We start from the raw sequence: 11,285 nt of genomic DNA, 5'->3' as shown, positions 1-11,285 counted from the left end.
GCGCGCGTGCGCGCGGGCCAGGGAAGGGAACGGCCGCTGACTGTCCACGACCTCAACCAGCTCCTGCTCGTCTGCTCGCTCGTCCTGCTCGTCGCCGTCGCAGCGGTCCGGATCTCCTCGCGCAGCGGGCTCCCCAGCCTGCTCGTGTACCTGGGCATCGGGATGCTCATGGGCCAGGACGGCATCGGCGGCATCCGCTTCGACGACGCCGAGCTGACCCAGGTCATCGGCTATGCGGCGCTGGTCGTGATCCTGGCCGAGGGCGGTCTGGGCACGAAGTGGAAGGAGATCAAGCCGGTCCTTCCGGCCGCCACCGCGCTGGCGCTGGTCGGGGTCACGGTGAGCGTCGGGGTCACGGCGGCGGCCGCGCACTACCTGATCGGGCTGGAGATCCGGCAGGCACTGATCATCGGGGCGGTCGTCTCCTCCACCGACGCGGCGGCGGTGTTCTCGGTACTGCGGAAGATCCCCCTCCCCTCGCGCGTGGCCGGCATGCTGGAGGCCGAGTCCGGCTTCAACGACGCCCCCGTGGTCATCCTGGTCGTCGCCTTCTCCGCCCACGGCCCGATCGAGCACTCGTACGTGCTGCTGGCCGAGATAACGCTGGAGCTGGCCATCGGCGCCGCCATCGGCCTAGCGGTGGGCTGGCTGGGCGCCTGGGGGCTCAGGCACGTGGCGCTGCCCGCCTCCGGCCTCTACCCGATCGCCGTCATGGCCATCGCCGTCACCGCCTACGCGGCCGGCGCGATGGCCCACGGCAGCGGCTTCCTCGCCGTGTACCTCGCCTCGATGGTGATGGGCAACGCCAAGCTGCCGCACTGGCCCGCCACCCGCGGGTTCGCCGAAGGGCTCGGCTGGATCGCCCAGATCGGCATGTTCGTCCTGCTCGGCCTCCTGGTCACCCCGCACGAGCTGGGCGACGACATCCTGCCCGCGCTCGTCATCGGACTGGCGCTGACCATGCTGGCCCGCCCGCTGAGCGTCGTGGTGTGCCTGGTGCCGTTCGGCATGCCCTGGCGGGAGCAGGCCCTCATGTCCTGGGCCGGGCTGCGCGGCGCCGTGCCCATCATCCTGGCGACGATCCCGATGGTGGGCGGCGTCGAGGACAGCCGCCGCATCTTCAACATCGTCTTCGTCCTGGTCGTCGTCTACACCCTGATCCAGGGCCCGACGCTGCCCTGGCTGGGCCGCAAGCTGCATCTGGGCGAGGGGGCCGAGCCCACCGACCTCGGCATCGAGTCGGCACCCCTGGAACGGCTCCAAGGACACCTGCTGTCCTTCTCCATCCCCAAGGGCTCCAAGATGCACGGCGTCGAGATCAACGAACTGCGGCTGCCCGCCGGGGCCGCCGTCACCCTCGTCGTACGCGACGAAAAATCGTTCGTGCCACTGCCCACGACCGTGCTGCGGCGCGGGGACGAGCTGCTCGTGGTCGCCACCGACCCGGTGCGGGACGCCGCGGAGCGCCGGCTGCGCGCCGTGGGCGCCGGCGGCAAGCTGGCCGGCTGGCTGGGGATGAACGGAACGAACGGGACGAACTGACAAGGCGCCCAATCGCAGGTGAGACGTCGGGCAGTGCGCATTTTCACAGGATCAACAGGCACTGTTCCCTGTACTATGCAGGGGTTACCCAGATCAAACCAACTCTGCCTGACGCAGAGCTGGCGCGACCGTATGGCGGCCGCGACGCCCCTCCTCCCCGGGCGCCGGTATCTACCGCAGTTTTGCGCAAGAGGACAGCTCTCGGCGCCGCCCCCCACCCACAGGGGCCGTGCTACCAGGCGGCAGAAAGGCACGGGCCGTGGCATCCACGGTCACCAACGAGCTGTCGGAGGACTCGTCGGCCTCCTCCCGCCCCGGATACGGGCAACTGCTGCGCACCCGCGGCGCCTGGACGTTCCTGATCCCCGGCTTCGCCGCACGCCAGCCGTTCGCGATGCTGACCATCTCCATCGTGCTGCTGGTGCAGCACACCACCGGCTCCTACGGCGCGGCGGGCGCCGCCGCGGCCGTCACCGGCGTCTCCATGGCGCTGTTCGCGCCCTACAGCGGCCGTCTCGCCGACCGCTACGGCCAGCGCGCCGTCCTGCTCCCCGGCGTGCTGATCCACACCCTGTCGGGCCTGACGCTGACCGCGCTCGCCCTCTCCCACGCACCCCTGTGGGCCCTGTTCGTGGCGGCCGTGCCGACCGGCGCCTCGGTGCCGCAGATCGGGCCCATGGTGCGGGCCCGCTGGGGCGTGAAGCTCCAGGACTCACCCCTGATGACGACGGCGGCGGCCTTCGAGTCGGTCACCGACGAGCTGACCTTCGTCCTCGGCCCGCTGCTGGCCACCGCCCTGTGCACCACCGTCGACCCGGCCGCGGGCCTGGTCACGGAGGCCGCTCTCACCCTGCTGGGCGGCCTGCTGTTCGCCGCGCAGAAGAGCACCCAGCCCACGGTCGGCGTCGGCGGGCACGCGCGCGTGGAGCACGCTTCCGCGCTGCGCGTCCCCGGTGTGCGCGTGCTGATCGTGACCTTCCTCGGCATCGGCTCCGTCTTCGGCGGCATGCAGGTCTCCCTGGCCGCCTTCACCGAGTCGATCGGCGAGCCCGGCCTGAACGGCGTCCTGTACGGCACGTTCGCCGCGGGCAACATGATCGCCGGCCTCGTCTGCGGCGCCATCGCGTGGAAGGTCGCCCCGCAGCGCCGGCTGGTCATCGGGTACGCCGCCCTGGCGCTGGCCGCGTCCGGGCTGTGGGCCGCGCACTCCGTGCTCGTCCTGGCGGGCCTCGGCCTGGTCGTCGGCATGTGCATCGCGCCCGCGCTGATCACCGGCTACACGCTGGTCGAGGGCCTGGTTCCGGCCGGTGCCCGCACCGAGGCCTTCACCTGGCTGACCGGCGCGGTCGCGCTGGGCCAGGCCGCCGCCGTGACGGTCGCCGGACAGCTGGAGGACCGCCTCTGGGGCGGCGCCGGGTTCCTGGTGCCGATGGGCGGCACCGTGCTCGCCCTCGCGACCCTGGTGGCACTGCGTTCACGGCTGGCGGTGCGCCCCCAGGGCCGGACCGTCGCACGTGGCGTGGGTCACCGGGTGCCGGTAGCAGTGGACTGAGCGGCTGGAATACGTCACTATGGACCGTCGTTAGCACTCATCGAGTGAGAGTGCCAGGAGGAAGACAGTGCCCACCTATCAGTACCAGTGCACCGAGTGCGGCGAGGGCCTCGAGGCGGTGCAGAAGTTCACCGACGACGCCCTGACCGAGTGCCCCAGCTGCCAGGGCCGCCTCAAGAAGGTGTTCTCCGCGGTGGGCATCGTCTTCAAGGGCTCGGGCTTCTACCGCAACGACAGCCGCGGCTCCTCGTCGAGCAGCTCGCCGGCGTCTTCGTCCTCGAAGCCGTCGTCGTCCTCCTCGTCCGACTCGGCCTCGTCCTCCTCGACCTCGTCTTCGTCCTCCTCGGACTCGAAGGCGTCGAGCACCGGCACCGCCTCCAGCAGCAGCTCCGCCGCGTAGGGCGCACCGCCTCCGCGCAGGGTGCACCGCCCCGGGCACAGGGGCGCACCCGCCGGGCAGGGAGCCCGCCGTCTTTTACAGGACCCTGTCGTCGCACGGCGACGGGGTCCGCGGCGTTTCCGGGTGCGGTTAGGGTGCGGGCATGGCGAACAAGGCGAACGTCGAACTCGGCGTGATCGGCGGCTCCGGCTTCTACTCGTTCCTCGACGACGTGACCGAGGTACAGGTGGACACCCCGTACGGGCCGCCCAGCGACTCCCTCTTTCTGGGCGAGATAGCGGGCCGGAGAGTCGCCTTCCTGCCCCGGCACGGACGCGGTCACCATCTGCCGCCGCACCGGATCAACTACCGGGCCAACCTCTGGGCGCTGCGCTCGCTCGGCGTGCGCCAGGTCCTCGGCCCGTGCGCGGTCGGCGGCCTGCGTCCCGAGTACGGGCCGGGCACGCTCCTGGTCCCGGACCAGCTGGTCGACCGCACGAAGTCCCGGGTCGTGACGTACTTCGACGGAATGCCGCTGCCGGACGGCAATGTGCCGAACGTCGTGCACGTGTCGCTGGCCGACCCCTACTGCCCCGCCGGACGGGCCGCCGCGCTGAAGGCGGCGCGCGGACGGGACTGGGAGCCGGTGGACGGCGGCACGCTGGTGGTCGTGGAGGGGCCGCGCTTCTCGACCCGCGCCGAATCGTTGTGGCATCAGGCGCAGGGCTGGTCGGTGGTGGGCATGACCGGTCATCCCGAGGCCGCGCTCGCCCGTGAACTGGAGCTCTGCTACACGTCGATGACGCTGGTCACCGACCTCGACGCGGGTGCCGAGACCGGCGAGGGCGTCTCCCACGACGAGGTGCTGCGGGTGTTCGCGGCGAACGTGGACCGGCTGCGGGGCGTTCTCTTCGACGCGGTGGCCGCGCTGCCGGCGAACGAGGAGCGGGACTGTCTGTGCACCAAGGCGCTGGGCGGGATGGATCCGGGGTTCGAGCTGCCGTGAGGTGGCGGAACGGTTCGTTCGGGTGAGGGAGTTTTCCACAACCGGCCGGTAGTCCACGGGCCCCGGCGGGCTGCGGCGCGATGCCTCATCGTGGCGTGGCAAGCAGTCCCGTCGTCGCAGGTGGTGGCCCTCATGCCCGTTCTCCCGTCGTCCCCGTCGTCCCCGTCGTCCCCTCGCTCCTCCCACTACGTCACACCGCTCCCGCTGGGCACTGACGCCCCGGCCACATGCGAGGTGCCGCACTTCGCCCCGGTGCGGGTGCGGGGCGGACACCATCGGATGCGCCGGCTGGTACGGCACCGCAGGCGGGCCATGGCGGCCGGGCTCGCGGTGACCGCGGCGGCACTCGTCGCGGCGGGCCCGCGGGCCGACGAGGCGCGTGGGCATCCGGTGCCGGTGATGGAGCCGGACCGCCGGCACCGGGCCGTCGAAAGGGTGTCCGCGCCGGTGCGGATCGCCGACGGGGCCACGGTGCGACTGCTGCGGCCCGGCGACCGGGTGGACGTGATCGCCGCGGAGGACGGTGTGGCGGGCGGCGACGCCCGGGTCGTCGCCCGCGGGGCGCGGGTGACGGAGGTGCCGGAGCCCGTGGAGACCGCGGCCGGGGGCGGGGCACTGGTCGTGCTTTCGGTGCCGCGCCCGACCGCGGCGCGGCTCGCGGGGGCGAGTGCCATGGCGCGGTTGGCGGTGACGGTGTGCTGAGCCGGGTCATGTGTGAGTTGCCGTCAATTCCCTCGATGGAGGGGCCCCATTGGACGGGACGGACGAGCGCTGACGTAGGTTGCGGAGCGGTCCGTTCCACAAGCTGTGCGTCCGAGGGGTGGCTCCGAAGTGAGCGAGAAGAAGGAACCGAGCGTCTGGCAGGGCTTCAAGGCCTTCCTGATGCGCGGGAACGTCGTCGATCTGGCCGTGGCGGTGGTCATCGGTGCCGCCTTCACCAACATCGTGAACGCGGTAGTGAAGGGGGTCATCAATCCGCTGGTCGGAGCGATCGGGACCAAGAACCTCGATCACTACAGCTCGTGCCTGAGCTCGACGTGCCAGGGCGAGGAGGGCATCCGGATCCTGTGGGGCTCGGTCCTCGGCGCGGCCCTCAGCTTCGTGATCACCGCGGCCGTCGTCTACTTCCTGATGGTCCTGCCCATGGCGAAGTACCTGGCCCGGGTCGAGGCCCGGCGCAAGGCGAAGGAGAGCACGCACGAGGTCATCGAGGTGACCGAGCTGGAGGTGCTCAAGGAAATCCGCGACGCCCTGGTCGCCCAGCGCGGTGGCCCGGAGCGCGGAGGCCCGGAACAGGGTGGCCGGGAGCGCGACGAGCGGTAGCGGGTCAGAGGTGGTGGGGCGGCTTCTCGTCGAGGAAGCGCTTCAGGTCGGCCGCGCTGTCGCCGTCGCCGCCCGGCCGCTCGCCCCAGCCACGGTCCGTGTCGTCCGAGGACTGCTGGTCCAGCGGGTCGTCGAAGATCAGCGCGGGCTTCGGCTTGCGCGGCGCGGGGTCGGGGACGGCACTCATGCGTCCAGGGTACGGCGGGTGCGGGGACGGCCATCCCGCGGGCGGCTCCACGGAGGAGGGCCTCCTGCGGGCGGCGGGCAGACCGTCGGCGGACCGAAGGCCGGCCTTGTGCAGTTGTGCAGTTGTGAATCGCTGGGCGCGAAATTCCACGCCCCTTCTGCTGTGCTTGACCTCATGACGTCCAGTTCGACTCCCGCGCCGGAACCGTCCCGCGCGCACGAGACCCACCGCCCGCTGCGCAGGCTCACGGCCCGTGGTCGTGGTGAGGCGCACCGGACCGCCACTCCACTGGAGCTCCTGTTCGACCTGTGTTTCGTCGTGGCCGTCGCCCAGGCGGGCATCCAGCTGGTGCACGCCGTCGCCGAGGGACACGCGGGCGAGGGGATCCTCGACTACGCGATGGTCTTCTTCGCCATCTGGTGGGCGTGGATGAACTTCACCTGGTTCGCCTCGGCGTACGACAACGACGACGTCCTCTACCGCATCGCCACCCTGATCCAGATCGCCGGTGTCCTGGTCCTGGCCGCCGGGATCTCCCGGGCGTTCGAGGACCACGAGTTCCTGGCCGTCTGGCTTGGCTACGTGATCATGCGGGTCGCTCTGGCGGGCCAATGGCTGCGCGCTGCCAGAGGAAGCGAGGGCCCGGAGCGGACGACGGCCCTGCGGTACGCCGGCGGGGTACTGCTGTGCCAGGTCGGCTGGCTGGGACTGGTGGTCCTGCCCGAGGGCTCCAGGCCCTGGGTGTTCCTGGCGATGGCGATCCTCGAGATGTGCGTGCCGCTGTACGCGGAGAAGGACCGGTCCACGTCCTGGCATCCGCGTCATATCGCCGAGCGGTACGGGCTGTTCACCATCATCGTGCTCGGCGAGACGATCGCCGCGGCCACGATCGCCGTAAAGACGGGCATCGACGAGAGCGACGAGCTGGGCGAGCTGCTGCCGATCGCCACGGGTGGACTGCTGATCATCTTCGCCGCATGGTGGATCTACTTCGTGGTGCCGATCCACGGTCATCTGCACGGCAACAGACAGGCGTTCCTGTGGGGCTACGGCCACTTTCTGGTCTTCGCCTCGGCCGCCGCGATCGGTGCGGGCCTGGAGGTGGCGGTCGAGCAGGCCATCGGCAAGGCGCACATCTCGACGCTGGCCGCGTCCGCGGCGGTGACCCTGCCGACGGCGCTCTATCTGCTCACCGTCTGGGCACTGCACTCCCGTCACTTCAAGGTCGGCATCGCCCAGCAGCTGGTGCTGCCGACGGCGGCCCTGCTGGTGATCTGCTGCACGTTCCTCGGCGACTGGGCGGTGCTGGCGGCCGGCCTGGTCTCGGCGCTGACGGTGGCGGTCGGGGTCACGCTGACGGCACGTATGACGGCCCGGGAGAACGGTCAGCCGGCGCGGGCGCCGCTCGCCTAAGGGGTGTTCGCCCGAAGAGGGCATGGGAGGGAGACGGCCGCTGGACGAGACTGGGCGCATGACAGTTGACGCTCTGACAGACGTCGCGGGGCTACGGGTGGGCCACGCGACCCGCACCGGCGACGGGTGGCTCACCGGCACCACGGTCGTCCTCGCGCCCGAGGGCGGCGCCGTCGCCGCCGTGGACGTGCGCGGCGGAGGCCCCGGCACCAAGGAGACCGACGCACTCGATCCGCGCAACGTCGTGGAGAAGGTCGAGGCGATCGTGCTGACCGGAGGCAGCGCGTACGGGCTGGACGCGGCGTCGGGGGTGATGGCCTGGCTCGAGGAGCGGGGCCGGGGGGTGCGGGTAGGGGTGGATCCTGCCCATGTCGTACCGGTGGTGCCCGCCGCGTGCGTCTTCGACCTCGGGCGGGGCGGTGACTTCCGGGCGCGGCCGGACGCGGCGACCGGAAGGGCGGCCGTCGAGGCAGCCGCGGCGAGCGAACCCGGCGCTGCCGTACGAGAGGGCTGCGTGGGCGCCGGCACGGGAGCCGCGGTCGGGCCGGTCAAGGGAGGCATCGGCACGGCGAGCACTGTCCTGGACTCGGGGATCACGGTGGCGGCGCTGGTGGTGGCGAACGCGGCGGGGTCGGCCGTGGATCCCGAAACCGGCGTCCTGTACGGGGAGTTGTTTCAGGGCCGCGTGCAGTACCCGGAGGCGGCCGTCCACGAGGCCGCGAGCCGGCGCCTCGCCGAACTCGCGGTGAAGAACGCGCCGCCGCCGCTGAACACCACGCTCGCGGTCGTCGCCACCGACGCCCAGCTGTCCAAGGCACAGGCGCAGAAGCTGGCCGGCACGTCCCACGACGGCATCGCCCGTGCCGTACGGCCGGTGCATCTGCTCAACGACGGGGACACCGTGTTCGCGCTGGCCACCGGGGCCCGCGCACTGAACCCCCACCCCCTCGCACTGAACGAGCTCCTCGCGGCGGGAGCGGACACGGTGACCCGCGCGATCGTGCGCGCGGTACGCGCAGCCGACTCGGTGGACGGTCCGGGCGGAGCATGGCCTGGTTACCGGGAGTTGTACGGGAGGGCGGGCAGGGAGAGCTGAGAGGAAGGCGGGGGCGGGAGGGGGAGGCGGGGGCGGGAGGGGGAGGCGGGGGAGGCCCCAGGGCGATCGCTGAGGAGGCAGGCGGAAGCTCGCCCCCGCTCCTCGATGCCCCTGCGCCGCCGTCACCGCCACAGTCGCCCTAGCCACCGCCGTCGCCGTCACCGTCGATGTGAATGTCGCGGTTCTGTCACGTGATGGCGTTCACTGCGCACGTGGGGAACCCGGTCCGGTGACGGTGGCCTCTTGCACCGTGGAACGGAACAGATCCCGCAGACCGCATGAAGATGGAGCAGCTCGTGACAACGCCGGACATAGCAGCGCGGCGCGCCCTGGGGGCCTGTGCCGCCTTGATGATCGGTGCCATGACCCTCACCGCCTGTGGCGGGAGCGGTGGCACCGGCGAGGCGGACGGTAAGGGTGGCGACGACTCGTCCTCGGCGTCGGCCGCGAAGATAGTGATCTCGGCGAAGAACGGCTCGACGCACGCGTCGATCAACTCGACCGGCGTGCGGGTCAGCGACGGCGAACTGACCGACGTGAAGATGACGGTGGCTCAGACCGGGCAGCCCGTGCCTGGTTCGCTGTCCGACGACGGGGGCAGCTGGAAGCCGAAGGAGCAGCTGGAGCGGGGGACGAAGTACCGGATCTCGGCCAAGGCGAAGGACGGGGACGGGCGCACGTCGGACGCCGACTCGACCTTCACGACGGTCTCCAAGGACAACAGCTTCATCGGCACGTACACCCCCGACGACGGTACGACGGTCGGCGTGGGCATGCCGGTGTCGTTCAAGTTCGACAAGGCGATCAGCGACAAGAAGGCCGTGCAGTCGCACATCAAGGTCACCTCCAGCAGCGGGCAGAAGGTGGTCGGGCACTGGTTCGGGGCGGACCGGCTCGACTTCCGGCCCGAGGACTACTGGAAGGCCGGCTCGAAGGTCACGATGAAGATCGACCTGGACGGCGTCGAGGGCGCGAACGGCGTGCACGGGGTGCAGAAGAAGACCGTGACGTTCACCATCGGGCGCTCGCAGGTGTCGACGGTCGACGTGAACACGCAGACGATGAAGGTCGTGCGGGACGGCAGGACGATCAAGTCGGTGCCGATCTCGGCGGGCAGCTCGGAGTTCTCCACCTACAACGGGCAGATGGTGATCTCCGAGAAGTTCGAGAAGCTCCACATGGACAGCCGCACGGTCAATCTGGCCGACGCGTATGACATCAAGGACGTGCCGCACGCGATGCGCCTGACGCAGTCGGGCACCTTCATCCACGGCAACTACTGGTACAACCAGGGCAATCCGCCCTTCGGTCGCCAGGGCACCAGCCACGGCTGTGTCGGGCTCCAGGACGTGAAGGGCGGCCAGGGGGACACGCCCTCCAAGTGGTTCTACGACAACTCGATGCTCGGTGACGTGGTGATCGTCAAGAACTCCCCCGACAAGAGCGTGACGCCGGACAACGGACTCAACGGCTGGAACATGGCGTGGAGCCAGTGGATCGCGGGCAGCGCTGTCTGAACCGGTGAAACACCCTTCGAGCAGGGTTTTTTGACGCTCCATCGGGCCGCGCGGGAACTTCTCGCGCGGCTCGCGCGTTTTACGGGACGTACGTTTTCTCGGTTCCCGGACATGATGTCCGACCGAGGGGCTACGGTATGCACCCACAAGGTGACATGCAGCAACGCCGGGAGAAACCTTGAGCGTTCCGTACGAGACGGCAGCGTACGAACCACCCGAGTCGCCGGAGTCTCCGGAGGAGCACCTCGCGCGACTCCTGGGACGCGCGCTGAACTCCTTCGAGTTGCCCGACGAGACGATAAGGCTGCTCGACTGTGCGCTGGCTCATGACAGCTCGTTGCACTCCGCGCATCACAGCGCCGGACTGCACCGCGAGACCTACCGGCACACCTGGCTGCTCGCGGACGGCTCGGCGCTCACCCTGTGGGAGCTGGTGCACAACACCGCACGGGACCGGACGCCGCAGCACGAGGTGTACGTCGACGAGGAGGAGCTGCGCGCCGCGACGGCCCGGCTGCCGTTGCCGCCGGACGCGCCGGACTTCGAGCTGCCGGTGACCGTGCAGCTGTCGCCGATCCCCTCGCCGCGGCACGCATATGTGCCGGACGACTCGGCGGACCATGCGCGTCGGCTGCTGCGCCGGGCGGAGAACGCCGACCGGCCGGACCCGGAGACGGCCGCGCTGCTGGCCACGGCGTGCGCGCACCAGATCACGCAGGCGTTCGGACGCCCGTGCCGCGTGGGCCGCGCGGGGCTGTGTTTCTCGCTCTACGAGCACGCCTTCCTGCTGCACGACGGCAGGGAGGTCTCCCTCTGGGAGGTCGAGCACACGGCGACGCCGGACGGCCGGCACATGTGCGAGGTGTACGCCGACGAGGATGCGGCTCGGGACGCGATGGAGCGGCGCGCGGCGCAGGTGTCGTAAGGCCCAGTGTCCTAAGGCCCAGTGTCGTAAGACACGGTCGTGCTGTTCAGCGGCCGTCGCTGAGTCGGCGTACCAGTCCGGCGAAGGCGTCTCGTTCCGCCGGGGTCAGTTCCACGGCCTCCCGGTCGGGCGGGGTCTGCCGCTGGTTCGGGAGCGCGGAGAGCGCCGGCCCCGCGTACCGCGCGGTTGCGTCGGGGCGGCTGCCGCGCAGGAGGCGGACCAGGCCCATCACCCACAGCACCGCCGCCAGGGCGAGGACGACTGGGCCCAGCAGCTGGAGGAACGAGACGTGCTCAGGCATGCGCTCCAGTAGACACCACGGTCCGGGCCTTTGGGTCCGGACCG

Annotated in this window: 12 protein-coding genes; 10 read left to right on the top strand and 2 right to left on the bottom strand. The window is 70.8% G+C overall.

What is annotated here, in order from left to right; translation table 11 throughout:
- Positions 1-6 precede the first annotated feature (6 nt).
- The 6 genes from ACHBTE_RS31010 (at position 7) to mscL (ending at position 5,802) form a co-directional block, all read left to right on the top strand.
- Positions 7-1,542 (top strand): potassium/proton antiporter, encoded by a 1,536-nt coding sequence (locus ACHBTE_RS31010; protein WP_394728168.1) that lies wholly within the window; start codon positions 7-9, stop codon positions 1,540-1,542.
- A gap of 259 nt (positions 1,543-1,801) precedes the next feature.
- Positions 1,802-3,094 carry an MFS transporter gene (locus ACHBTE_RS31005; protein ID WP_394728166.1) on the top strand — a complete coding sequence of 431 codons (1,293 nt, stop codon included), beginning with the start codon at positions 1,802-1,804 and terminating at the stop codon, positions 3,092-3,094.
- Between the two features lie 67 nt (positions 3,095-3,161).
- Positions 3,162-3,494, top strand: a complete 333-nt coding sequence (locus ACHBTE_RS31000) for an FmdB family zinc ribbon protein (protein WP_394728164.1) — start codon at positions 3,162-3,164, stop codon at positions 3,492-3,494.
- Positions 3,495-3,636: 142 nt separating this feature from the next.
- Positions 3,637-4,479 carry an S-methyl-5'-thioadenosine phosphorylase gene (locus ACHBTE_RS30995; protein WP_394728162.1) on the top strand — a complete coding sequence of 281 codons (843 nt, stop codon included), beginning with the start codon at positions 3,637-3,639 and terminating at the stop codon, positions 4,477-4,479.
- 132 nt (positions 4,480-4,611) lie between these two features.
- Positions 4,612-5,181 carry a hypothetical protein gene (locus tag ACHBTE_RS30990; protein ID WP_394728160.1) on the top strand — a complete coding sequence of 190 codons (570 nt, stop codon included), beginning with the start codon at positions 4,612-4,614 and terminating at the stop codon, positions 5,179-5,181.
- A gap of 129 nt (positions 5,182-5,310) precedes the next feature.
- Positions 5,311-5,802 (top strand): large conductance mechanosensitive channel protein MscL, encoded by a 492-nt coding sequence (gene mscL / locus ACHBTE_RS30985; protein ID WP_394728158.1) that lies wholly within the window; start codon positions 5,311-5,313, stop codon positions 5,800-5,802.
- A gap of 4 nt (positions 5,803-5,806) precedes the next feature.
- On the opposite strand, the gene ACHBTE_RS30980 is transcribed toward mscL, so the two are convergent.
- Positions 5,807-5,989, bottom strand: a complete 183-nt coding sequence (locus ACHBTE_RS30980; protein WP_394728156.1) for a hypothetical protein — start codon at positions 5,987-5,989, stop codon at positions 5,807-5,809.
- 174 nt (positions 5,990-6,163) lie between these two features.
- Here ACHBTE_RS30980 and ACHBTE_RS30975 point away from each other — a divergent pair, with 174 nt between their 5' ends.
- The 4 genes from ACHBTE_RS30975 to ACHBTE_RS30960 all read left to right on the top strand — a co-directional run bounded on the left by ACHBTE_RS30975 (position 6,164) and on the right by ACHBTE_RS30960 (position 10,940).
- On the top strand, positions 6,164-7,402 hold the full coding sequence (locus ACHBTE_RS30975; RefSeq protein WP_394728154.1) for a low temperature requirement protein A: 1,239 nt from the start codon (positions 6,164-6,166) through the stop codon (positions 7,400-7,402).
- Between the two features lie 58 nt (positions 7,403-7,460).
- A complete protein-coding gene (locus ACHBTE_RS30970) occupies positions 7,461-8,498 on the top strand; it encodes a P1 family peptidase (RefSeq protein WP_394728152.1) in 1,038 nt (345 codons plus the stop codon).
- Between the two features lie 296 nt (positions 8,499-8,794).
- Complete coding sequence (locus ACHBTE_RS30965) at positions 8,795-10,015, top strand: Ig-like domain-containing protein (RefSeq protein ID WP_394728150.1); 1,221 nt, start codon at positions 8,795-8,797, stop codon at positions 10,013-10,015.
- A 178-nt stretch (positions 10,016-10,193) separates the two neighbouring features.
- The gene (locus ACHBTE_RS30960) at positions 10,194-10,940 is read left to right on the top strand and encodes a DUF6227 family protein (RefSeq protein WP_394728148.1); all 747 of its coding nucleotides are present in this window, start codon (positions 10,194-10,196) and stop codon (positions 10,938-10,940) included.
- Between the two features lie 46 nt (positions 10,941-10,986).
- Here the strand turns inward: ACHBTE_RS30960 and ACHBTE_RS30955 are convergent, their stop codons facing one another.
- The gene (locus ACHBTE_RS30955) at positions 10,987-11,241 is read right to left on the bottom strand and encodes a hypothetical protein (protein ID WP_394728146.1); all 255 of its coding nucleotides are present in this window, start codon (positions 11,239-11,241) and stop codon (positions 10,987-10,989) included.
- Between the last annotated feature and the right edge of the window lie 44 nt (positions 11,242-11,285).

Origin of the sequence: Streptomyces sp. M41 (genome assembly GCF_043673425.1) — a bacterium.
GTDB lineage: Bacteria > Actinomycetota > Actinomycetes > Streptomycetales > Streptomycetaceae > Streptomyces.
The sequence above is the reverse complement of the archived record's forward strand: the minus strand, read 5'-3'. Positions and strand labels throughout refer to the sequence as shown.

Excerpts from the sequence above, each read along its gene's own strand:
- ACHBTE_RS30980 (WP_394728156.1), bottom strand. The coding sequence starts at position 5,989 with ATGAGTGCCGTCCCCGACCCCGCGCCGCGCAAGCCGAAGCCCGCGCTG.
- ACHBTE_RS30970 (WP_394728152.1), top strand. The coding sequence starts at position 7,461 with ATGACAGTTGACGCTCTGACAGACGTCGCGGGGCTACGGGTGGGCCAC.
- ACHBTE_RS30995 (WP_394728162.1), top strand. The coding sequence starts at position 3,637 with ATGGCGAACAAGGCGAACGTCGAACTCGGCGTGATCGGCGGCTCCGGC.
- ACHBTE_RS30955 (WP_394728146.1), bottom strand. The coding sequence starts at position 11,241 with ATGCCTGAGCACGTCTCGTTCCTCCAGCTGCTGGGCCCAGTCGTCCTC.
- ACHBTE_RS30990 (WP_394728160.1), top strand. The coding sequence starts at position 4,612 with ATGCCCGTTCTCCCGTCGTCCCCGTCGTCCCCGTCGTCCCCTCGCTCC.
- ACHBTE_RS30975 (WP_394728154.1), top strand. The coding sequence starts at position 6,164 with ATGACGTCCAGTTCGACTCCCGCGCCGGAACCGTCCCGCGCGCACGAG.